Annotated in this window: 18 protein-coding genes; 13 read left to right on the plus strand and 5 right to left on the minus strand. The window is 67.0% G+C overall.

Features of this window, described 5'->3' with window-relative positions; translation table 11 throughout:
* The first annotated feature begins 57 nt into the window (after positions 1 to 57).
* From ACFWVD_RS05135 to ACFWVD_RS05145, 3 genes are all read left to right on the plus strand, one after another.
* The gene (locus tag ACFWVD_RS05135) at positions 58 to 1,494 is read left to right on the plus strand and encodes a substrate-binding domain-containing protein (protein ID WP_379240664.1); all 1,437 of its coding nucleotides are present in this window, start codon (positions 58 to 60) and stop codon (positions 1,492 to 1,494) included.
* Positions 1,495 to 1,915: 421 nt separating this feature from the next.
* Entirely contained in the window at positions 1,916 to 3,085 is a 1,170-nt protein-coding gene (locus ACFWVD_RS05140; RefSeq protein ID WP_379240977.1) for a glycosyltransferase family 4 protein, read from the plus strand.
* On the plus strand, positions 3,082 to 5,226 hold the full coding sequence (locus tag ACFWVD_RS05145) for a glycogen debranching N-terminal domain-containing protein (RefSeq protein WP_379240665.1): 2,145 nt from the start codon (positions 3,082 to 3,084) through the stop codon (positions 5,224 to 5,226). The genes ACFWVD_RS05140 and ACFWVD_RS05145 overlap by 4 nt, the downstream gene beginning before the upstream one ends.
* 54 nt (positions 5,227 to 5,280) lie before the next feature.
* Here the strand turns inward: ACFWVD_RS05145 and ACFWVD_RS05150 are convergent, their stop codons facing one another.
* The 4 genes from ACFWVD_RS05150 to ACFWVD_RS05165 all read right to left on the minus strand — a co-directional run bounded on the left by ACFWVD_RS05150 (position 5,281) and on the right by ACFWVD_RS05165 (position 10,144).
* A complete protein-coding gene (locus ACFWVD_RS05150; protein ID WP_379240666.1) occupies positions 5,281 to 6,144 on the minus strand; it encodes a potassium-transporting ATPase subunit C in 864 nt (287 codons plus the stop codon).
* A gap of 1 nt (position 6,145) precedes the next feature.
* Complete coding sequence (gene kdpB / locus ACFWVD_RS05155; protein ID WP_379240667.1) at positions 6,146 to 8,260, minus strand: potassium-transporting ATPase subunit KdpB; 2,115 nt, start codon at positions 8,258 to 8,260, stop codon at positions 6,146 to 6,148.
* A 1-nt stretch (position 8,261) separates the two neighbouring features.
* Positions 8,262 to 9,932, minus strand: a complete 1,671-nt coding sequence (gene kdpA, locus ACFWVD_RS05160; protein WP_379240668.1) for a potassium-transporting ATPase subunit KdpA — start codon at positions 9,930 to 9,932, stop codon at positions 8,262 to 8,264.
* An 83-nt stretch (positions 9,933 to 10,015) separates the two neighbouring features.
* On the minus strand, positions 10,016 to 10,144 hold the full coding sequence (locus ACFWVD_RS05165; RefSeq protein ID WP_379240669.1) for a hypothetical protein: 129 nt from the start codon (positions 10,142 to 10,144) through the stop codon (positions 10,016 to 10,018).
* A 100-nt stretch (positions 10,145 to 10,244) separates the two neighbouring features.
* On the opposite strand from ACFWVD_RS05165, the gene ACFWVD_RS05170 reads away from it, so the two are divergent.
* From ACFWVD_RS05170 to smc, 9 genes are all read left to right on the plus strand, one after another.
* On the plus strand, positions 10,245 to 12,767 hold the full coding sequence (locus tag ACFWVD_RS05170; RefSeq protein WP_379240670.1) for an ATP-binding protein: 2,523 nt from the start codon (positions 10,245 to 10,247) through the stop codon (positions 12,765 to 12,767).
* A 4-nt stretch (positions 12,768 to 12,771) separates the two neighbouring features.
* Entirely contained in the window at positions 12,772 to 13,554 is a 783-nt protein-coding gene (locus ACFWVD_RS05175; protein WP_379240671.1) for a response regulator, read from the plus strand.
* Positions 13,555 to 13,645: 91 nt separating this feature from the next.
* Positions 13,646 to 14,083: an OsmC family protein gene (locus tag ACFWVD_RS05180; protein ID WP_379240672.1), complete on the plus strand. Its 438-nt coding sequence runs from the start codon at positions 13,646 to 13,648 to the stop codon at positions 14,081 to 14,083.
* Positions 14,080 to 14,415 carry an acylphosphatase gene (locus tag ACFWVD_RS05185; RefSeq protein WP_379240673.1) on the plus strand — a complete coding sequence of 112 codons (336 nt, stop codon included), beginning with the start codon at positions 14,080 to 14,082 and terminating at the stop codon, positions 14,413 to 14,415. The genes ACFWVD_RS05180 and ACFWVD_RS05185 overlap by 4 nt, the downstream gene beginning before the upstream one ends.
* Before the next feature lie 25 nt (positions 14,416 to 14,440).
* Positions 14,441 to 15,091, plus strand: a complete 651-nt coding sequence (locus tag ACFWVD_RS05190; protein ID WP_379240674.1) for a hypothetical protein — start codon at positions 14,441 to 14,443, stop codon at positions 15,089 to 15,091.
* Positions 15,091 to 16,254, plus strand: coding sequence for a glutathionylspermidine synthase family protein (locus ACFWVD_RS05195; RefSeq protein ID WP_379240675.1), 1,164 nt, complete (start codon positions 15,091 to 15,093; stop codon positions 16,252 to 16,254). Before ACFWVD_RS05190 ends, ACFWVD_RS05195 begins: the two co-directional genes overlap by 1 nt.
* Positions 16,255 to 16,302: 48 nt before the next feature.
* Positions 16,303 to 16,758 (plus strand): DUF350 domain-containing protein, encoded by a 456-nt coding sequence (locus tag ACFWVD_RS05200; RefSeq protein WP_379240676.1) that lies wholly within the window; start codon positions 16,303 to 16,305, stop codon positions 16,756 to 16,758.
* An 86-nt stretch (positions 16,759 to 16,844) separates the two neighbouring features.
* Positions 16,845 to 17,339, plus strand: a complete 495-nt coding sequence (locus tag ACFWVD_RS05205; RefSeq protein ID WP_379240677.1) for a DUF1707 domain-containing protein — start codon at positions 16,845 to 16,847, stop codon at positions 17,337 to 17,339.
* 96 nt (positions 17,340 to 17,435) lie between these two features.
* Entirely contained in the window at positions 17,436 to 21,056 is a 3,621-nt protein-coding gene (smc, locus tag ACFWVD_RS05210; RefSeq protein WP_379240678.1) for a chromosome segregation protein SMC, read from the plus strand.
* A gap of 38 nt (positions 21,057 to 21,094) precedes the next feature.
* On the opposite strand, the gene ACFWVD_RS05215 is transcribed toward smc, so the two are convergent.
* A complete protein-coding gene (locus ACFWVD_RS05215) occupies positions 21,095 to 21,484 on the minus strand; it encodes a DUF2237 family protein (protein WP_379240679.1) in 390 nt (129 codons plus the stop codon).
* A 154-nt stretch (positions 21,485 to 21,638) separates the two neighbouring features.
* Here ACFWVD_RS05215 and ftsY point away from each other — a divergent pair, with 154 nt between their 5' ends.
* A complete protein-coding gene (ftsY, locus tag ACFWVD_RS05220) occupies positions 21,639 to 23,183 on the plus strand; it encodes a signal recognition particle-docking protein FtsY (protein WP_379240680.1) in 1,545 nt (514 codons plus the stop codon).
* The last annotated feature ends 305 nt before the right edge of the window (positions 23,184 to 23,488 follow it).

Below are 23,488 nucleotides of genomic sequence, written 5' to 3' on the forward strand. Positions count from 1 at the left end.
GCGTACTTGCGCCAGTATGTATTCATCGGCCGTAAACTCATCGGCTACCGAGTGCAGATGGACACTCGAGTAACCGGCCAGGTTCAGTTCCCCGAGGTAGGTGACGGGTCGCCGGACTCGGATGTTACCGGCGCTCTCCGCAACCTGCAGACCCCGTCGCCCCAGGGCGGATCGACGTTGGAGTTGCGCAGGCTGTCGCTGGTCCTGGTCAGAATCGAGAACGCTGGCTCGGCGCCTATCACCAAGGAAGATTACACCCTCAACGACGAGCAAAGGCCTAAAGTCGGCCTGCACCTTCGGTTTCCGGGACGGAAGGTAATCGCCGTAGCGGTAACCGACTTGACGGGAATTCCGGATGAGAACCTGGGGCCATCATCGGGTATCGCGCGTCGCGTCGAGGGTGAGGGCGCAGGTTTGGTCGGCGTCATCGACCTGCCGAAAGTGCGGATGGACCGCAAAGACCACTACAAGGTGCTCGCTGTCCTGAACAAGTTGGGCAACGCCGAGGAAACCGCGCCGCCGACGCTGTCCGGCCTGCGCGGTGGAACGGCTGAGTCCACGCGTAGCGACTCGCGGCCGCCGCGGATTCTGGTGGGCTTGAGCATCTTTCTGTTGGCATTGGTGCTGGTTCAGTTGGGGATCAGCCTGTGGCGGACCGCGCCGCTGCCGAACTACTGCGCCAGCGGCAACGTGAAACTGGTCGGCTCGACGGCGATGGCGCCGCTGGTCCGCACAGCAGCCCGCTCCTTCGAGAGCAACTGCCCCGGAGCGACATTCGCGCTCGACTTCACGGGGACGACCGACGGTCTCGAGGATCTGAATGAGCCCGCGTTGGCGCCGAACATCGTGGCGATCGGTGAAGGGCCCAAACGTCATACCTTCCCTGACTTGTCCGGCAACGCGTTCGCGGTGGCGCCGTTCTCGGTGGTAGTGCACCCCGATCTCGGTGTCACTGACCTGACCACCGACCAGGTTCAGCGACTGTTCCGCGGCCAGATCAGCAACTGGCGGGAGATCGGTGGCCGGGATCTGCCGGTGATGGTGGTGGACAGGGAATACGGATCGGGATCCAGATTTGCGCTCGAACACCGTTTGCTGGACTGGGATCGGCCGCTGTACAGGCCTGAACCCTGTGCGGGACGGCAACAACTGGTTCATTGCGAAGTGGGGACGTCCACCGCGATGGCAGACGTCGTCGCCAGAAACCCCGGCGCCGTCGGCTATCTCGAATCCTCGACGGTGCGCGACGCCCCGATCAAGTCGGTGAAGATCAATGGCGTCGAGGCGAACCGGGACACCGTGCGCGCCAAGACGTACCCGTTCTACTCGGCCGAGTTCGCCTTCCACGACTATCCCGGCGGTCAGATTCCGGCGGACTCGCTGGCGGCGAAGTTCATCGACTACCTCACGCACGGGCAGGGCAGGCTCGTGGTCGCGGAGTTCGGCGGCATCGCCTGCGTGGATTGGGAGATTCGGGCGGACTGCGCACCGTGACCGTAGATCGCCGGCGATTCGCTGGTTTCCCCGGTTTCGCGACCGGCAAACGCGCTGTAAGGCCAGGCTCACCATCGTCGGCCTTCGCAAGATTCACCGCGTTGACCATGGTGATCTTGAAGTCTGTACGCCGTAGACCGCCGCTGACCGCGTAATCACGTGCAGTGGTAGGGAATCGATATCCAACATTTCCAGCAACACGCTGGTTTACTCCGCGGTAGCGGGGTACCTTCCAGACGGCCCCTCTGTTCAGACGGGCACCCGAAACGGTGCGCATCGCGTCTGGCCAGGCCAACCATGCCCCATGGACGGCGGTGAAGCTCTCGTCTCCACCTCCGCCGAGGACGGCCATCTCTTGTTCGCGCAAGTGTTGCGAGGTTGTGTCCCTGGAAGGAAGGTCATGAGTGCAGACACGTCGGCAATGACGCCGAACGGTTTGTCCGCGTCCGATCTCTATTCGATCAATCCCCCCGGTGGTCCGCTGCGGATCGCCATGGTCGTTCCACCGTATTTCGATGTTCCCCCCAAGGCCTACGGCGGTGTCGAGGCCGTGGTCGCCGATCTGGTCGATTCCCTGTGTGAGCGTGGGCATCACGTCACCCTGTTCGGTGCGGGCGACGACGGGACCCAGGCGAATTTCGTGCCGCTGTGGGACCGCATCCAGCCCGAGCGTCTGGGTGATCCGTTCCCCGAGATCGTGCACGCGCTGCGGGTGCGCCGCGCCATCGAGCGGTTGGCCGATACCGAAGGCATCGACCTGGTCCACGACCACACCTTCGCGGGCCCGCTGAACGCGCCGGCCTACGCCAACCTCGGCTTGCCGACGGTGGTCACGGTGCACGGTCCGGTGCAGGACGACTGCTACCGGTACTACAAGGAACTGGGCGAGGAATGCTCGCTCGTGGCGATCAGCGACCGGCAGCGCGCCCTGGCGCCGGACCTGCCGTGGGCGGGACGCGTGCACAACGCGTTGCGTCCCGATCAGTGGCCGTTCCAGCCGGTGAAGCAGGACTACGCGCTGTTCCTGGGTCGTTTCAGCGACGACAAGGGTCCGCACCTGGCCCTGGACGCCGCGCACGCCGCGGGGATGCCGTTGATCCTGGCGGGCAAGTGCAGTGAGCCGCCGGAGAAGGCCTACTTCGAGGAATTCGTGCGCCCGCGCATGACCGACCAGGATCAGATGTTCGGCCTGGCCGACGCCGCCGCCAAGCGTAAACTGCTGTCCGGGGCGAAGTGTCTGCTGTTCCCCATTCGATGGGAGGAGCCGTTCGGCATGGTGATGATCGAGGCGATGATCTGCGGAACGCCGGTGGTCGCGTTGCGCGGCGGTGCGGTCAGCGAAGTGGTGGTCGACGGGGTCACCGGCCGGATCTGTGACGATCCGTCCGAACTGCCCGCCGCCATCGCCGAAGTGCAGACCTACGACCCGGCGGTGTGCCGCAAGCACGTGGTCGACAACTTCGGCGCCGACACACTGGGCCGCGGGTACGAACAGGTGTACCGGGAACTGCTCGCGCGCACCACGATCGGCTACGACACCGCGTACGCGATGCCGATGCCCGTCGGGGTGGCGGGCGCCGGGCGCGCATGAGCGCCGACAGCGTCTCGGCACCGAGCCCGCTGAACGCGGGGGAACCCGCGGGGCTCGGTGGCGGTGGCGGCAACATCACACTGGTCGAAGGCGGCACGTTCTGCCTCTCCGACCGGCTGGGCGATATCGAGCCGGGCAAGCCGCAGGGCCTGTTCTTCCGTGACGCCAGGGTGATTTCGCGCTGGGAGCTGATGATCGACGGCAAACGGCCCGAGCCGCTGTCAGTGCTGAGTCCGGAGGCCTTCGCGGCACGGTTCGTGCTGCGCAGGCCCCCGGGCCAGGGTCGCGCCGACAGCACCCTGCTCGTGGTGCGTGATCGACTGGTCGCCGAGGGCATGGTCGAAGTGGTCACCCTCGAGAACATGAGCCGCGAGGCGACGGCGGTGGTGCTGGAACTGCACGTCGACGCCGATTTCGTCGACCTGTTCGCGGTCAAGGAAGGCCGCACGCACGGGCGTCGGGCGGAGATGACCACCGCCGACGGCGAACTGCTGCTGCACGACCGCGCGGATCTGTCGCGTGGCCTGGCGCTCACCTCGACCGTGGAGCCGATGGTGTTGCCGGGCACCATGATCTGGCGGGTTGTTGTCCCCGCGGGCGGACGCTGGCAGACCGAGATCACCGCCCAACCGGCAGGCGCCGCGGCCCGACCGCAGACACAGGGTTCGGTGGGCGAGCGGTACCGGGCCAGCGAGCCGGTGCGCAAGATCCAGGCCTGGCGGGCCACCGCCACCGATATCTCCGCGGATTCGGGGCTGCTCAACCAGATCTTGCGTCGCAGCGAAAGCGATCTGGGTGCTCTGCAGATCCACACCGACTCCGGCACCAACCGGCCGTTCGTCGCCGCCGGTGCGCCGTGGTTCATGACGCTGTTCGGTCGCGACTCACTGCTCACCGCCTGGATGTCGCTGCCGCTGGAAACCGATCTGGCACTGGGCACTTTGCAGCAGCTGGCCGAATTGCAGGGCCAGACGATCGACCCCCTCGTCGAGGAGGAACCGGGTCGGATCATGCACGAGATGCGGCGCGGGCCCTCGGTCGGGCAGGTGCTGGGCGGTCAGATCTATTACGGAACCGTCGACGCCACACCGCTTTTCGTGATGTTACTCGCGGAATGTCTTCGCTGGGGCGCGGATCCGGCCTCGATCGCGACCCTGCTACCCGCGGCCGATGCGGCGATCAGCTGGATCACCGACTTCGGTGACCGCGACGACGACGGTTTCGTCGAATACGTGCGCGCCACCGACCGCGGCCTGATCAATCAGGGGTGGAAGGACAGTTTCGACGGAATCAACGACGCCGCAGGACATATCGCCGAGGCGCCGATCGCGCTGGCCGAGGTGCAGGGGTACGTGTACGCGGCCTTCCGGGCGCGTGCGGAACTGGCCGACCAGTTCGACGATCCCGAACTTGCCGTGCGAATGCGGGAGCGGGCCGACGAACTGCGGACCAAGTTCGCCGAGCAGTTCTGGCTACCGCATTACGGGTGGTACGCGGTGGCCTTGGACGGGCGCAAACGGCAGGTCGACGCGCTGACCAGCAATGCCGCGCACTGCCTGTGGTCGGGGATCGCCAGCAACGAACACGCCGAGATCCTGATCCGGAATCTGTCACGCGCAGAGATGGATTCGGGGTTCGGGCTGCGGACATTGGCTTCGGATATGGGCGCCTACAACCCGATGAGTTACCACAGCGGGTCGGTGTGGCCGCACGACACGGCCATCGCGGTCGCCGGGTTGATGCGGTATCAGCATGTGCCGGGCGCGGTGGAACTGGCGACGAAGTTGTCGGGTGGATTGCTCGATGCCGCAGCGGCTTTCGACGGTCGACTGCCCGAGTTGTTCTGCGGGTTCCCGCGGTCGCGATTCGCCGCACCCGTGCCGTATCCGACCTCGTGTTCGCCGCAGGCGTGGGCGAGCGCGGCACCGTTGCTGCTGGTTCGGTCGTTCCTCGGACTCGATCCCGATGTGCCCGCCAAGACGTTGACCTTGCGGCCGCAGGTGCCCCCGGCGTGGGGGTGCGTGCGGATGTCGGAGTTCCGGCTCGGTGAAGGGGTGACGGTGGATCTCGAGGTGTGTGGGTCCGCGGTGACCGTGACCGGTCTGCCCGAAGGTTGGGCATTGATCACCGACGAGGAGTAGTTCGCAGAGCGTGAAGGGGCCGGATCCATTGTGGGTCCGGCCCCTTCACTGTGTTCAGCCTTTGAACGGGTAGCGGGCGTCGAGGTCGAGGTTGAGTTCGACGACGTTCACTCGGGGTTCGCCGAGGAAACCGAGGGTGCGGCCGTCGGTGTGGGCGGCGACGAGGTCGCGGACCTGCGTGGCGGTGATGCCGCGGGCCTTCGCCACCCGGTCGACCTGGATGGCCGCGTATTCGGGGGAGATGTGCGGGTCGAGGCCGCTGCCACTGGCGGTGACGGCATCGGCGGGAACCGTGGGGGAGGCGTCACCGAGGATCGGGATGATCCGGCCGATCGAGTAGTCCTCGCCTTCGCGCGCGCACTCGACAGCGACGCCACGGAAGGTCTTCAAGAACGGTTGCGTCGGGCACAGTTCGTTGACGCTGACCACCCGCGTGGGTGCCGATACGTCCCCGTTCGCATCACGCGGTCCGATCACCGAGAGCACCGCGCCCACACCATTTTTCGTGCAGAACTGGCGGGCACCGTCGACCCCCTCGCGGTCGCCGATCTCCCTACTGCGCGTGCAGACCGCGGTGAGCAGGCTGGTGCGATCAGCGGTGTCGACGATGTCTTCCGGGCCGAGATTGCTTGCGCCAGTGGACATCGGGTCGTAGCCGTCGCCCGCTGCTGAGGGACGGATCTGGAAGTACTGCACCATCGCCTTGCCGTCGATATCGGTGAACGATTGCCCGATCAGGCTGGAGCCCACCAGTTTTCCGTCCCGCTCGATCAGCGAGCCGTTCGCGTTCTCGTTGAGCCCGGGCAGTTGCGCGACGGCGAAAACCGCGACGGGGTAGAGGATTCCGGTGATCACGGTCAGCACGAGCAGCGCACGCAACGCGGCCAGGTGCTGGCGGATCCAGGTCGACATGCGCATTTCAGGCCATCCCGGGCAGGTGTTGGACAACGAGGTCGATGAGTTTGATGCCGACGAACGGGGCGATGATCGCGCCCAGGCCGTACACGGTCAGGTTGCGGCTCAACAGTGCCGACGCACTGCCGGGCCGATACCCGACACCGCGCAGGGCCAGCGGGATCAGCGCCACGATGATGATCGCGTTGAAGATGACCGCCGACAGGATCGCCGACTGCGGGCTGGCCAACCGCATGATGTTGAGCGCGTCCAAGCCGGGGAACAGGGCCACGAACAGCGCGGGAATGATCGCGAAGTACTTGGCGATGTCGTTGGCGATGGAGAACGTGGTCAGGGCGCCGCGGGTGATCAGCAACTGCTTGCCGATCTCCACGATCTCGATCAGCTTGGTCGGGTCCGAGTCCAGGTCGACCATGTTGCCCGCCTCTTTGGCCGCGGAGGTGCCGGTGTTCATGGCCACGCCTACGTCGGCCTGGGCCAGCGCGGGGGCGTCGTTGGTGCCGTCACCGGTCATCGCGACCAGGCGGCCGCCTGCCTGTTCGGCTTTGATCAGGGCGAGCTTGTCCTCGGGTGTGGCTTCGGCGAGGAAGTCGTCCACGCCTGCTTCCTCGGCGATGGCCTTGGCGGTGAGGGGGTTGTCGCCGGTGATCATCACCGTGCGAATGCCCATGCGGCGCATCTCGTCGAAACGTTCCCGCATCCCCTGCTTCACAACGTCTTTGAGGTGGATGACACCGAGCAGGCGCGGTGTTCCGTCGCGGAGTTCGCCGACCATCAGCGGGGTGCCCCCGGAGGCAGAGATGCCGTCGACGATCGCCGCGGCGTCCGCGGGAACCGAACCGCCTTGGGCGCGAACCCATTCGGTGACGGCACCGGCCGCACCCTTGCGCAACTGGTGACCGTCGGCGAGGTCGACACCCGACATGCGGGTCTGCGCGGTGAACTCCACCCAGGTGGCACCGGGCAGTTCGCCCGCGCTGCGTTCGCGCTTGTCGAACACCTCCTTGGCGAAGACCACGATCGATCGACCCTCGGGGGTCTCGTCGGCCAGGCTCGACAGCTGGGCCGCATCGGCGAGTTCGTCATCGAGAATGCCTGGCACCGGGATGAATTCGGCTGCCTGCCGGTTGCCGAGGGTGATGGTGCCGGTCTTGTCCAGCAGCAGCGTGTTCACATCACCCGCGGCTTCCACCGCGCGACCCGACATGGCCAGGACGTTGCGTTGCACGAGGCGGTCCATGCCGGCGATGCCGATGGCCGAGAGCAGAGCGCCGATGGTGGTGGGGATCAGGCACACCAGCAGCGAGACCATCACGATGCCGGTGATGCCGTGCGCGTCCAACGCCGCGGTGTCGGGCACGCCGGGGTTGTTCGCCTTCGCGAAGATCGCCAGGGGCTGCAACGTGGCCACCGCGAACACGAAGATGATCGTCAGTGCGGCCAGGAGGATGTTGAGCGCGATCTCGTTGGGTGTTTTCTGCCTGCTCGCGCCTTCGACCAGCGCGATCATCTTGTCGATGAAGCTGGCGCCGGGTTCCTGGGTGATCTCGACGACGATCCGGTCCGACAAGACCGTGGTCCCGCCGGTGACCGCGCAACGGTCGCCACCGGATTCCCGGATCACCGGCGCGGATTCGCCGGTGATGGCCGATTCGTCCACGGACGCAATGCCTTCGACGACATCGCCGTCACCGGGGATGACCTGACCCGCTTCGACGATGACGAAGTCACCGCGACGCAGAGCGGTCGCCGGGACGGGTTCCTCGATGAGGTGAGCGCCGGGTGCCCAGTCGGTCAGGCGACGAGCGATGGTGTCGGTCTTGGCTTTTCGCAGCGAGTCCGCTTGCGCCTTGCCTCGACCCTCGGCGACGGCCTCGGCCAGATTCGCGAAAACGACAGTCAGCCACAGCCATACGACGATCGACCAAGCAAAGAAGCTCGGATCGGCGACGGCCAGCACGGTCGCCCAGACGGCACCGATCTCGACGATCAGCATCACCGGGTTCTTCCACAGCGTGCGGGGATCGAGCTTGCGCACGGCATCGGGCAAGGAGGTGAGCAGCAACTTCGGGTCGAGGACGCGCCGCGACTGGGTGGATTCGAGTGTGGGAGCGGTCATTTCAGTGAATTCCTTCGGCGAGCGGCCCGAGCGCGAGGGCGGGCAGGAAGGTGAGCGCGACCAGGATCACCGTCACGCCGACGACCATGCCGACGAACTGGGGACGGTGTGTGGGCAGTGTGCCGATCGAGGCGGGAGTGCTGCCCTGCTTGGCCAACGTTCCGGCCAGCGCCAGCACGACGATGATCGGTACGAACCGGCCCAACAGCATCGCCAGACCCAGTGCGGTGTTGTACCACTCGGTGTTGCCGGACAGACCCGCGAAAGCCGAGCCGTTGTTGTTCGCGGCGGAAGTGAACGCGTACAACACTTCTGACATGCCGTGCGGTCCGCTGTTGAGCATGCTCGCTCGTTCGCCGGGCAGCGACATCGCCAGCGCGGTGCCGATCAACACGATCAGCGGACTGACCAGGAAATACGTTGCCGCCAGCTTGATTTCGCGCGGCGTGATCTTCTTGCCCAGGTATTCGGGCGTGCGTCCGACCATCAGGCCCGCGATGAACACCGTGATCACGGCCAGGATCAACATGCCGTACAGGCCCGAGCCGACACCGCCGGGCGCCACTTCGCCCAGCTGCATGTTGAACATCGTCATCATGCCGCCGAGGCTGGTGTAGGAATCGTGGAACGAGTTCACCGCACCGGTCGAGGTGAGAGTGGTCGCGCCGGCGAACGTGGCCGAATCAGCAACGCCGAAGCGGGTTTCCACGCCCTCCATCGAGGCGCCGATCGCGGTCGGGACCGTGCCGTGGTGTTGCAGCTGAAACAGGTTGGTCAGCGAAATGCTGACCAACGCGATGGTGCCCATCACCGCCACGATCGCGTACCCCTGCTTCACCGAACCGACCATCCGGCCGAACGTGCGCGGCAGCGAGAACGCGATCACCAGCAGCAGGAAGATCTCCAGAAAGTTGGTCCAGGTCGAGGCGTTCTCGAAGGGGTGCGCGGAGTTGGCGTTGTAGAAACCGCCACCGTTGGTCCCCAACTCCTTGATGGCCTCTTGGCTGGCGACCGGGCCACCGGGAAGCGTCTGCTGCGCGCCGCCGACCGTCTGCGCGACCTGATCGTGCAGGTGGAAGTTCTGGATGACGCCGCCCGCGATGAGCGCGATCGCGAACACGAACGCGATCGGCAGCAGGATCCGCACCGTGCCGCGCACCAGATCGACCCAGAAATTGCCCAGGTCACCGGTGTGACGCCGCGCGAACCCGCGCACCAGCGCCACCGCCACCGCCATCCCGACCGCCGCGGACACGAAGTTCTGCACCGCCAACCCGGCCATCTGCACCAGGTGACCCTGGGTGGACTCGCCGGAATAGTTCTGCCAGTTCGTATTGGTGACGAAACTGACCGCGGTATTCCACGCCAGCGCCGGGGTCATCTCCGTGTCCGGATCCTGCAGGTGCAGCGGCAGCGAACCCTGCACGAGCTGGAAGAAGAACAGGAACAGCACACTGACCGCTCCGAAGGACAGCACGCTGCGCGCGTACACCGGCCAGGTCTGCTCGACCTCGGGGTGCGCGCCGATGACGCGGTAGATCAACCGTTCCACGCGAGAGTGCTTGTCGCCGTTGTACACCCGGAACATGTAGTCGCCCAGCGGCACATGCACCAGGGCCAACGCGAGAACCAGGGCCGCCACGAACACGACCCCCGCCGTAGTCGTCGTCACCTAGAACCTCTCCGGGAACAGCAGCGCCGCGACCATGAACACCGCGACCACAACGGCCAGCACCAGCCCGACCAGATTCGCGATCACAGCTTCTCCACCCCACGCTGGATCAGGCCCAGCAGGGCGAAGATCGCCACGGTCAGCACCGTGAACACCACGACAGACATTTCCGACCTCCTCGCACCCCACCGTGGGGCGCACCGAGCAGTCAAAGCCGTCGGATGGGTGCTCGACCGTTTCCTAACGGATTCTTTGCGGTCCGCGGCCCCGCCTTTGCGGATTGTTGACGGGTCGACCAGCGATGATGGGGTGGTGAAACGCGGGCGACTACGCATCTACCTCGGCGCGGCGCCCGGCGTCGGCAAGACCTACGCCATGCTCGGCGAGGCCCACCGACGACTCGAACGCGGGCGCGATGTGGTCGCCGCGGTGGTCGAGACGCACGGGCGGGTCAAAACCACGCAACTGTTGGCCGGGATCGAACTGGTGCCGAGGAAGATGGTCGGTTACCGGGGGACCGAACTGCCCGAGCTCGACGTCGACGCGGTGCTGTCGCGACGGCCCGCGGTGGTGTTGGTCGACGAGCTCGCGCACACCAACGCGCCCGGCAGCGTGCACGAAAAGCGTTGGCAGGACGTAGAACAACTCCTGGATGCGGGCATCGATGTCATTTCGACGGTGAATGTGCAGCATCTCGAGAGCCTCAACGATGTGGTCGCGCAGATCACCGGGATCGAGCAGCGCGAAACGGTGCCCGACGCGATCGTGCGCGGGGCCGATCAGGTGGAGTTGGTCGACCTGACACCGGAAGCCTTGCGGCGCAGGCTCTCTCACGGGAACGTGTATGCCGCCGACAAAGTGGATGCCGCGCTGCGCAACTACTTCCGACCCGGAAACCTCACCGCACTAAGGGAACTCGCGCTGCTGTGGTTGGCCGATCAAGTCGATGCGGCGCTGGCGAAATACCGGGCCGATCATCAGATCACCGAGCTGTGGGAGGCGCGCGAACGGGTGGTGGTCGCGGTCACCGGCGGGGCAGAATCGGAAACCGTCGTGCGCAGGGCGGGACGGATCGCGTCCAAGTCCAGTGCCGAACTGGTGGTGGTGCACGTCGTACGCGGCGACGGACTAGCTGGTGTGTCCGCGCAGCGGATGGCTCGGCTGCGCGAACTCGCGGCCGGACTCGGCGCCTCGCTGCACACCGTGACCGGCGACGACGTGCCCGGCGCGCTGCTGGAATTCGCGCGCGACGCCAACGCCACACAGTTGGTACTGGGCACGTCGCGACGCTCACGGTGGGCGCGGATGATCGACGAGGGCATCGGCGCGACGGTGGTGCAGCGTTCGGGCAAGATCGACGTCCACATGGTGACCCACGAGCAGGCCAACCAGGGCGTGCGCCGCAATCCGCTGCGGGCGCGTCAGCCGCTGTTCGCCTGGATCGCGGCCATGGTCGTGCCGTTGCTGGTGAGCGCGATCTGCTGGGCGACGCTGGACGGGTACCTGGAACTCGGCGGGCTCAGCGCGTTGTTCTTCGTCGGCGTCGTCGCGGTTGCGCTGCTGGGCGGCATAGTGCCCGCCGCGCTGTCGGCGTTGCTGTCGGGGCTGCTGCTGAACTGGTTCTTCACCACGCCGCGCTACAGCCTCACCATCGCCGAACCCGACAACTTCGTCACCGTGGTGGTGTTGCTGATCGTCGCGGTCGCGGTGGCGGCGCTGGTCGATGTCGCGGCGAAGCGAACCAGGCAGGCGCGCAAGGCATCTCGTGAAGCCGAACTGCTCACCCTGTTCGCCGGGGCGGTACTGCACGGTGCCGACCTGCCGAAACTTCTGGAACAGGTGCGCGAGGCCTACGGTCAGCGGGCGGTGAGCATGGTGTGCGGCGATGTCGTGGTCGCCGACGTCGGCACGGATCCACCGTCACGTCGCGGCGATGCCGAGACCGTCATCGAAGCGGGCGACTCGACCAGCGTGCTGTTGCTGGCCGGACACCCACTCGATCCGGGGGAGCGGCCGGTGCTCAACGCCGTCGCCAATCAGGCCGCGGGACTTGTTCGGCAGGAACGACTCAGCGAAGAAGCCAGTGCCGCAGCGGCTTTGCTCGAAGCGGACCGGTTGCGGCGGGCTCTGCTCTCGGCTGTCAGTCACGACCTGCGCACGCCGTTGGCCGGGGCCAAGGCCGCGGTGTCGAGTCTGCGTAGCGACGATATCGAGTTCTCCGCCGAGGACACCGCCGAGTTGCTCGAGGCGATCGAGGAATCCGTCGACCAATTGACCGCGCTGGTGGGCAATCTGCTCGATTCGTCGCGACTGGCAGTCGGCGTGGTGAGCCCGCAGTTGGGGCAGGTGTACATGGATGAAGCAGTGCACCGAGCGCTGGTCAGCGTCGGGATGGGGGCGCGTGGGTTGCGGCGCGCGGCGATGGATCGGGTGAAGGTGGACGTCGGCGAGGTTTCCGTGCTCGCCGACAGCGGGCTGCTCGAACGCGTGCTGGCGAACCTCCTGGACAACGCTCTGCACCATTCCGGTCGCGAAACGCCCGTGCGCGTCACCGCCGAACACGACGGCGACCGGGTGTCGATCGCGGTCGTCGACACCGGGCGCGGCGTACCGTCGGGCACCGAAGAGGACCTGTTCGAGCCGTTCCAGCGACTGGGCGACCGCGACAACACCACCGGCGTCGGCCTCGGCCTGTCGGTCGTGCGTGGTTTCGTGGAGGCGATGGGCGGCACCGTCCACGCCGAACCCACCCCCGGCGGCGGGCTGACCATGCTCGTGGACCTCCCGTCCGGCCCACCCGCCACCGCGTCACCTGTCGACCCCCGAGGAAAGTGAGCACATGGGTAACTCATCGGGGACGGGCGACGTCGGCGCCGCGCCCGACCGTCGGGCGGCGGCGGCGCGCGCCGACATCGCTGAGCCCGGCGCGAAGACGCGGGCAGGCGCGACCGTGCTGGTTGTCGACGACGAACCGCAGATCGTGCGGGCGTTGCGGATCAACCTGACCGTGCGCGGGTACGAGGTGATCACCGCCGGTAACGGTGCCGCCGCGTTGCGGGCCGCCGCCGAAAAGCACCCCGACGTGGTGATCCTCGATCTCGGCCTGCCCGACATGGACGGCATCGAAGTGCTTGCGGGACTGCGTGGTTGGAGCACCGCACCGGTCATCGTGCTCTCGGCGCGCACCGACTCCGCCGACAAGGTCGAGGCCCTGGACGCTGGCGCCGATGACTACGTGACCAAGCCGTTCGGGATGGATGAGCTGCTGGCGCGGTTGCGGGCGGCGGTGCGGCGTGGGGCGGCCGACGTCGGCAGCGACGATCCGGTGGTGGTGACCGAGGCGTTCACCGTCGACCTGGCCGCGAAGAAGGTCACCAAACACGGTGCGGCCGTGCACCTCACGCCCACCGAGTGGGGGATGCTCGAGATGTTGGTGCGCCATCGCGGAAAACTGGTGGGGCGCAAGGAGTTACTGCGCGAAGTGTGGGGGCCCGCGTACGCCACCGAGACCCACTATCTGCGGGTGTACCTCGCGCAGTTGCGGCGCAAACTCGAAGACGATCCGGCCAACCCGCGGCACCTGCTGACCGAGGCGGGGATGGGGTATCGCTTCCAGGAGTGAGGGTGGGCCGGGTCACGTGGGTGGAATGCCGGGGGTGCCGCAGGTGTTCCCAGGCGTGGATCGTCTTCGAGCGAATGGCAGGATCAGGGCTATGTCTGAGCAGAGTGCACCCAACGCCCCCACCGAACTGTGGGTCGAGCGCACCGGAACCCGTGCGTACACCGGGCGCAGCAACCGCGGCGCCAAGGTGTTGATCGCGTCGCAGGGCGTGCCCGGCGCGTTCACCCCCGGTGAGCTGCTGAAGATCGCGCTGGCCGGGTGCACCGGACTGAGCTCGGATGTGCCGCTGTCGCGGCGCCTGGGCGACGACTTCGACGCCACCATCCGCGTGTCCGGCGACGCCGACCGCGAGAACGAGCTGTACCCGCAGCTCGACGAGGTCGTCGAACTGGACCTGTCCGAACTCGACGAAGCCGCCCGCGAACGCCTGCTGGTCACCGTGCAGCGCGCCGTGGACAAGGCGTGCACCGTGGGCCGCACGCTCAAGGCGGGGACGAAAGTGACGTTGACCTTCAATATCGACGCATGAGCGAAGAACCGGTTCGGCTCAGCGCCTGGGTGCACGGATACGTGCAGGGCGTGGGGTTTCGGTGGTGGACGCGGTCGCGCGCACTGGAACTCGGGCTGGTCGGGTACGCGCGCAACCACCGCGACGGGCGCGTGCACGTGATCGCCGAAGGGTCGCGAACGGCGGGCGAGAAATTGCTGGAACTGCTACGGTCCGGCGAAGCGCTCGACAGTTCGCACGCGGTCGGGCACGCGACACACAGCCTGTCCGGGCCTGCTCCCGGACGCGTGGACTTGGTTGTGGAAAGCTGGGAGCCCGCGCGGGGCGACATGACGGGATTCGAGGAGCGCTAGTGGTGGCAGCGGGGGTACGGCAGCGGTGAGCACACAGAACCCTGGCCCACCCGATCAGCCGGATTCCGGTGGCACGCCGCCCGTTTTCGGTTCGGGCGGACATCCCCTCGGCGAACCGCGTCCCGGTCGAATGGCCCGCCAGGAACCCGGCGTCACCCAGCCGCGCCCGCCCACCGTCGGTGAGGCGCGTGCCAGGGACAAGGCCCGCAAGCAGGCCGAAGAAGCCCAGCGTGCGGCGGCCGCGGCGGCGGAGGAGAAGAAGCGCAATCGCAAGCGCGTGATGATCGGCGGCGTCGCCATCGTCGGTGTCGCCGCGCTGGTCGGCGGCGGTTACCTCGCGTATCGGGCGATCACCGCACCCGATCAGGTGACGGCCTCGTGCGTGGAAATCGACGAGAACGGGCAGGAAGTCGTTGTCCCCGACGACAAATGCGGCGAGGGACAGGCCAACTTCCGCAGTGAAGGCTCCTCCTCCGGCGGCCACGGCGGCGGACTGCTGATCCTGGGCTGGCCGCAGTACCGCTACCACTACGGCGGCACACCGACCATCGGCAAACCGCCCACGGGCGGCACCTCGGTGAAACCACGCAACGCCGAGATCAAGACCAAGACCGGCACCACCGTGCAACGCGGCGGCCTCGGCAGCAAGTCCACCGGCGGGAGTAGTGGTTCCTGATGCGACGGGTACAGAGCACGCCACGCAAGGACTGGCAGCAGATCGTCGAGAAGCAGGGCCTTGTCTACGGCGCGCCGGGACGTGACGCCAGCGGTCAGCCGCGCCCGTACTGGGACGAGTCGGTGCACTACGAGTTCTCCATGGACGAGATCCTGGCGCTGGAAGCGGATGTCGAACTGCTGCAGTCGATGTGCCTGCACGCGGTCGAACACGTGGTGCTCACCGAACGTTTCGCGGATTTCGGTCTGCCGGAATGGACTTGGGCACCGATCGCCGAATCATGGCGTCGCAGTGACCCTTACGTGTACGGGCGCTTCGACCTGCGGTACGACGCGCGTCGCCCGGCCAAGCTGCTGGAATACAACGCCGACACCCCCACCTCGCTGCTCGAGGCCGCGATAATCCAGTGGCACTGGCTGCAGCAGGTGTATCACGGTGGCGACCAATGGAATTCGCTGCACGAGAAGCTGGTCGAACGCTGGACCGAACTGCGCGGCGTGCTGCCCGGCACCGAACTGCACTTCACCTGGTCCGGTGCCGACGCCACCGGCGAGGACAACGTCACCACCGCCTACATGCAGGAAACCGCGGCCGAAGCCGGCTTCGATACCGTCGCGTTGCCGATCGAGGAAGTCGGGTACGACACCGAACTGAACCGGTTCGTGGATCTGGCCGAGGCGCCGATCGAGGCGATGTTCAAGCTGTACCCGTGGGAGTGGATCCTCGACGACGACTTCGGCAAGCGCGTGGTCGGCAGCCTGCCCGCCACCGCCTGGATCGAACCGTTGTGGACCACCATCCTGAGCAACAAGGCGATCCTGGCCATCCTGTGGGAGATGTACCCCGGCCACCCGAACCTGCTGCCCGCCTACCTCGACAGCCCGCACGAGCTCACCGAATACATCCGCAAACCCAAGCTCGGCCGCGAGGGCGCCAACATGACCATCGTCGGCCCCGGCATGGAAACCGCGACCGGCGGTGTCTACGGCGCGGAAGGGTTCGTCTACCAATTGCTGGACCCGCTACCGGAATTCGACGGAATGCGCCCGGTGCTGGGGGCGTGGGTCGTGGGTGACACCGCGGCTGGACTCGGCATCCGCGAAACCGCGGGCTTGATCACCGATGACGGCGCCGCGTTCGTCCCGCACCGCATCGTCGACTGACCTACCTGTCAAAAAGCTGACCTCACAACATTGTTCGAAAGGACCACGATGACCGCCCTCGCCCTCGAATCGGGTTATTGGAGTGCGCTGGGTGAAGGCGTCGGCGCCATCATCCTGTACTGCCTCATCGGCCTGGTGCTGATGCTGATCGGCTTCTTCGCCATCGACCTGACCACCCCCGGCAAGCTGCGCGACCTGGTGATCGCGGGCAAGCCCAACGCGATCATCGTGTCCGCCGCGGGCATGATCAGCATGGCGTTCATCGTGGTGTTCGCGGTGCTGGCCACCGGCGGGGTGAACAAGCTGTCCGAAGGGCTGATCGCGGCGATCGTGTACGGGTTGGTCGGCATCATCGCGCAGGTGATCTCGGTGCGAGTGATCGAGAAGGTCACCGGTATCGACATCGGTCGCACGCTGCACGCCGACGCGTACACGCCCGAGGTGCTGCTGGTCGCCGCCGCGCACTTCGCGCTGGGTCTCGTGGTGGCCTTCGCCATTCTCTGATCGATGCGTGCGGTTGACATCGCACTGTGGAGGGTGGACGCTGGAAGCCAGCACTCCATCGTGGATGTGACCGAGAGGACATCGGCATGGAAATCACCCCGGGTACGCGCGCGTCCGACGCCGAACGCAACGCGATCGTCGCCCAGTTGGGCACGCACCTGGCCGACGGCCGACTCGACCTCGGTGAGTACGACCTGCGCGTAGCCAAGGTCTACGCCACCACCACGCGCGACCAGCTCGACGTGGTCCTGGCCGACCTGCCGCCGTTGACGAAACCGCAGACCGCCGCCACCGTCGAACGCAAACCCGGCCCGCGGTTCCCGGTATGGCAGCGGATCGAAGCGGGCAGTTGGCTTGGCGTGAGCATGATCGTGCTGGTCATCTGGGGTCTGGTCTCACTGACCGCGGGGGAGCTCACCTACTTTTGGCCGATGTGGGTGATCGGGCCGTGGGGTGCGGTGCTGCTGTTCCGGGTGCTCACCGGATGGGAAGCCGCTCCTGGTACCGAGACGCACATCAAGCGGATGATCAAGGATTCCCAGCACATCAACCCGCACGCGAAACCGCACGACCCGCACTGACTTCGCGCCTGCGGCAAGCGCCACGCACCTAGGTCCGACCCGAGTCCCGGGGAGGCGGGTTAGCATGGTTGCTCGCGCGCGGGAAGGGTCTTGGAAGTGCATCTGAAGAGCTTGACGTTGAAGGGGTTCAAGTCCTTCGCGTCTGCGACGACCTTGCGCTTCGAACCGGGCATTACCTGCGTCGTCGGTCCCAACGGGTCCGGTAAGTCCAATGTCGTGGACGCACTCTCGTGGGTGATGGGCGAGCAGGGTGCCAAGGCGTTGCGGGGCGGGAAGATGCAGGACGTCATCTTCGCCGGAACCGTCGGGCGGGCACCGCTGGGACGCGCCGAAGTCACCCTGACCATCGACAACTCCGACGGTGCGCTGCCCATCGACTACGCCGAGGTGTCGATCACCCGGCGTATGTTCCGTGACGGTGCGGGCGAGTACGAGATCAACGGCAGTACGTGCCGACTGATGGATGTGCAGGAACTGCTGTCGGACTCCGGTATCGGGCGCGAAATGCACGTCATCGTGGGTCAGGGGCGACTGTCGGCGATTCTGGAATCGCGCCCCGAGGATCGGCGCGCGTTCGTCGAAGAGGCCGCGGGCGTGCTCAAACACCGCAGGCGCAAGGAGAAAGCGGTCCGCAAGCTCGACGCGATGCAGGCCAACCTCGCGCGACTCACCGACCTCACCACCGAACTGCGCCGTCAGCTCAAGCCGTTGAGCCGTCAGGCGGAAGTGGCCCGGCGCGCACAGACTGTGCAGGCCGATCTGCGTGACGCGCGACTGCGGTTGGCCGCCGACGACCTGGTCACCCGCCGTGGCGAACTCGAATCGCAGCTCAGCAAAGAGGCATACGCCCGCGAGCAGCAGATCAACGTGCAGACCGAGCTCGATGCCGCCAATGCCGCACTCGCGCAACAGGAATTCCAGCTCTCCCGGCTGAATCCGTCCGCGGAAGCCGCAGCGCAGACGTGGTTCCAGCTGTCGGCACTGGCCGAACGGGTCAATGCCACCATCCGGATCGCCAGCGATCGGGCCAGGCACCTGCACAGTGAGGTTCCGGTCGGCACCGGGCGCGACCCCGAGCAGCTCGAAGCCGAGGCCGAGCGGATCGAGGCCGAAGAGGCCGAGTTGCGGTACGCGGTCGACATGGCCACCGAGACGCTGGAAGCCGCGCGTGAGGCTCTGGCCGAGCGTGAGCACGCCGCCAAGGCCGCCGAGCAGGCGCATCTGGCGGCCGTGCGGGCCATCGCCGACCGGCGTGAGGGCTTGGCCCGGTTGTCCGGTCAGGTCGACAACCTGCGCACGCGCGCGCAATCGGTGGACGCCGAGATCGCGCGACTGTCGGTGGCCATCGCCGACGCGCGACACCGTGGCGAGAGCGCGCAGGTCGAATACGACGCGGTGCAGGACGAACTGGGCGAGCTCGACGCGGGGGAGAAGGGCCTGGACGCCCAGCACGAACATGCCGTTGCCGCACAGGAACTCGCGGACGAGCGGGTGCGGGAACTGCGCGAACTCGACCGTGAGGCCAGCAAGCTGGTCGCGCGGCTAGGAGCCCGGATCGAAGCGCTCGGCATGAACTTGGCGCGTAAAGACGGCGCGGCCTGGTTGCTCGAACACGGGGTGAGCGGGCTCGGCGGGCGGTTGTCCGGGCAGTTGCGCGTGCAGTCGGGGTTCGAGGCCGCTGTCGCCGCGCTGCTCGGACCCCTCGCTGACGCGATCACCGCCGACACCGCGACCGCCGCCGATGCCGCCGTGCGTGAACTGCGCAGCGGCGATGGTGGGCGGGTGGCGTTCGTGTTCGCGACCGACGGGAAGATTGCGAGCGAGCGGGGAACGTTGCCTCCCGGCGCGCAGTGGCTTTTCGATGTGCTCGATGGCGACGATCAAGTGAAACCTGCTGTGGCAGCGCTGACTTCGGGTGTCGTGGTCGTCGATGATCTCGCTACCGCTACCGAACTCGTTGCCCTGCGGCCGGAACTGCGAGTGGTCACCCGTGATGGCGATCTGGCCGGGGCCGGGTGGGTTGTCGGTGGTTCGGAGCGGATGCCCAGCCAGCTCGAGGTGCAAGCCGACATCGACACCGCCACAGCGGAATTGGCGGCCGCGCAACGGCGGGCCGAAGAGCTGGAAGCGGCCCTGGCCGGAGCGCTGGCCGAACAGACCGATCGCAAAGACGCCGCCGATCACGCGCTGATGGCGCTGCACGAATCCGACCAGGCACTGCTGGCCATCTACGACCGGCTCGCGCGCGTGGGGCAGGCCGCCCGTGCGGCGCAGACCGAAGGGGAACGGCTGGCCACCCAGCGCGCGGAAGCCGAAGCGGCGCGGGAGAAGTCGTTGGCCTCGCTCGCCGAACTCGAGGACCGGCTGCGGCACGCCGAGATCGAACATGACGGCAGCGACGACAGTTTCGGTGCCGCCAGCACCGAGACTGCGGCCTATGCGCGAGAGGAAGCCGCCGCCGCGCTCGCTGAGGCTCGAACCATGGAGGTCGAGGCTCGACTGTCCGTGCGCACGTCCGAGGAACGCGCGGAATCCGTTCGTGGCAAAGCGGATTCGTTGCGTCGTGCCGCTCGTGGTGAGCGCGAGGCCAGGGCTCGTGCGGAACGTGCGCAGGCCGCTCGGCGTCAAGCCGCCGCCGTTGCCGCCGCGGTCGCCGAATCAGGGACCAAAATCAAGCACGAACTCGAACAGGTCGTGGCCACCGCCGCCGCCCGTCGGGACGAATTGGTCAGGCGCCGTGGGGAATGCGCGGCCGCGCTGGAACAGGTGAAGGAACGCGCACGCGCGCTGAACACCCAGCTGGCCCAGCTCACCGACGCCGTGCACCGCGACGAAGTCGCCAAAGCCCAAGCGGCCCTTCGCATCGAACAGCTCGAGACCACCATCTCCGAACAGTTCGGCATCGCACTGGGCGACCTGGTGGCCGAATACGGGCCCGACGTGCCGTTGCCGCCCTCGGCGCTGGAAATGCACGAGTACGAGGAAGCCAAGGAGCGCGGCGAACAGGTCAGCGCACCCCAGCCCATGCCGTACGACCGACCCACCCAGGAACGTCGGGCCAAACGCGCCGAGAAGGACCTCACCACCCTGGGCAAGGTGAATCCCCTTGCGCTGGAAGAGTTCGCGGCCCTCGAGGAGCGCTACACATTCCTCGCCACCCAGCTCGAAGACGTCAAGAACGCGCGCAAAGACCTCCTCGACGTGGTCGCCGAAGTCGACGCCCGCATCCTGCAGGTGTTCACCGAGGCCTACGCCGACGTGGAACGCGAATTCGTCGGGGTGTTCGGGAAACTGTTCCCCGGCGGCGAAGGCAAACTGGTCCTCACCGACCCGTCCGACATGCTCACCACCGGCATCGAAGTCGAAGCCCGCCCACCCGGCAAGAAGGTCAAACGCCTGTCCCTGCTGTCCGGCGGCGAAAAGTCCCTCACCGCAGTCGCTTTGCTCGTGGCAATCTTCCGCGCCCGCCCGTCCCCGTTCTACGTCATGGACGAGGTCGAAGCGGCCCTGGACGACACCAACCTGCGCCGCCTCATCGGCCTGTTCGAACAGCTGCGCGAGAAAAGCCAGCTGATCGTCATCACCCACCAGAAGCCCACGATGGAAATCGCCGACGCCCTCTACGGCGTGAGCATGCGCGGCGACGGCATCACCCAGGTCATCTCCCAACGCCTGAACCGAGCCGAGGTCACCGACCCCGACCCGGTGCCGGCCTGAGTGCTGCCTTCGATCCCGATGGCAGCCTCGGCCCGAGCTCAGAGCAAGTCGGACACGTCGTCAGGGACGTCGACGGCGTATTTGCGCAGGATGTCCATCGAGATGACCTCGAGGGCGTTCTCGTGGGTGGCAGCCATCACTACGGGGGCCGCTACGCCGTCCTCGTGGGCGTGCAGCCAGCGCACGGCTACCACGCACCAGCGGTCGCCCGGTTGCAGGCCGGGGAAGTTGTTCTCCGGGCGCGGAGTGCTCAGGTCGTTGCCGATGCTGGCCTGATGCTCCAGGAATTCCGCCGTCACGACGGTGCACACGGTGTGGCTGCCGAGATCCTCCGGACCGGTGCTGCAGCAGCCGTCCCGGTAGAAGCCCGTGAGAGGATCGAGGCCGCACTCATCCAGCGGCCCCCCAAGCACGTTTCGATCGGTCACTCCGCCGATCCTATGGGTCAAGCGCCAGAAGTTCCGCAGGACAACGAATCTGTAGTAATTCGCCACGCCGCGACGCGCCCGAAATACGTGTGCCCGACCCGCCGCGCAGACGCCGCCGACGTGCGGCAACTGGTCGCCCGAATAGACTCGCCGGGTGAGTTCGCAAGCGTGGATCCTGATCGCCGCGATCGCCGCCGTCCTGTTGGTGGCGCTCGTCGCGGGTTTCGTCCTGTACAAGCGGCGCCAGATTTCGCTGGCCCCGCCCGAGCCGGACAAGGAGTTGACGGACCGATCCGGTGGTTACGCCGCGTCGGGTGGGTTCAACTTCAGCCAGGGCGGGTCGACGGCAACTTTGCCGCGACCCGAACCCGTGCCCGAGCCCGTCCCCGAGCGCACCGACACCGACGGGCAACCGCACGTCGGTGACGACGCCGCTGTTCCCCGCGACGCACCGCGCCGTGGCATCACCGACGTTCCGCTGCCCGAGGGCGATATCGCGGTCGAGGAGACCGTGGTGGTCCCCGACGACGCGTCGACCCTCGACACAGTCGCCCCGGCCGAGCCGGACACCGACACCGCGCCTGCGGACACTGCGCCGACCGAAACCGCGCCGACCGAGACGCCCGCGACTGCGCCCGCCGACGCACCCACGAAGGCTGCTCCGGCCGCCCCCGCACCCAGCGAACCGCTGACCAAGGCCCCCACTGCACCCGTCGCACCCGAAACCCCGGCCGAAGTCGACGCCGTCACCACCGCGATCGACGAGATCGACCCCACCTCCGGCCGCCTCGAACGCCTGCGCGGCCGCCTGTCCCGCTCCCAGAACGCCGTCGGCAAGAGCCTGCTGGGCCTGCTCGGCGGCGGTGACCTGGACGAGGACTCGTGGGAGGAGATCGAGGACACCCTCGTGCTGGCCGACATCGGCACCGCGAGCACCGCGGCCATCGTCGAACGCCTGCGCGAGGAACTGGCCACCCGCACCGTGCGCACCCCCGAACAGGCCCGCGCGGTCCTGCGCAGTGTGTTGGTAGAGGCCCTTCGCCCCGATCTGGACCGTTCCATCCGTGCCCTCCCGCACGCCGATCACCCGGCGATCCTGCTGGTCGTCGGCGTGAACGGCACCGGCAAGACCACCACCTCCGGCAAGCTCGCCCGCGTGCTCGTGGCCGACGGCCGCCGCGTGCTGCTCGGCGCGGCCGACACCTTCCGCGCCGCCGCCGCCGACCAGCTGCAGACCTGGGGTGAGCGCGTAGGCGCCGACACCATCCGTGGCAAGGAAGCCGCCGACCCGGCCGCCGTCGCCTTCGACGCGGTCGCCGCGGGCATCGACCGTGGTGTCGATGTGGTCCTCATCGACACCGCCGGCCGCCTGCACACCAAAACCGGCCTGATGGACGAACTGGGCAAGGTGAAACGGGTCGTGGAGAAGAAGGCCGCGGTCGACGAGGTTCTCTTGGTCCTGGACGCCACCGTCGGCCAGAACGGTCTGATGCAGGCGCGCGTGTTCGCCGACGTCGTCGACATCACCGGTGTGGTGCTGACCAAACTCGACGGCACCGCCAAGGGCGGCATCGTGTTCCAGGTCCAGCACGAGCTCGGGGTACCGGTGAAACTGGTCGGTCTGGGCGAGGGTGCCGACGATCTGGCACCCTTCGAGCCCGGCGCGTTCGTCGACGCCCTGCTCGGTGGCACTTCGTAGCATTTCCGCCGATGCCCGTCCGATCCAGCGATCGGGCGGGCATCGCTGGTTTTCGGGGCTGACATCAGTGTTTCCGACCGGATCACCGAAGGCGAATCGCCGTGCGAACTCGCGGCGAATCGCACTTGCGTACCAACCTCACCGTGAGCTGTCAGGCTATGGCCGAGAACGTGAAACGTGGTCGCAACACAACACCGCCATCCGTTCACTCAGGTGAAACACCACAGCTCAACGGATGAAACACCGAGTGGCGACCCTTCTGTACAGGTCCTTTTGCCGTAATCGGCGAGGCCCGAGATGAGGAG

This window comes from Nocardia sp. NPDC058666, from assembly GCF_042714895.1.
Classification (GTDB): domain Bacteria; phylum Actinomycetota; class Actinomycetes; order Mycobacteriales; family Mycobacteriaceae; genus Nocardia.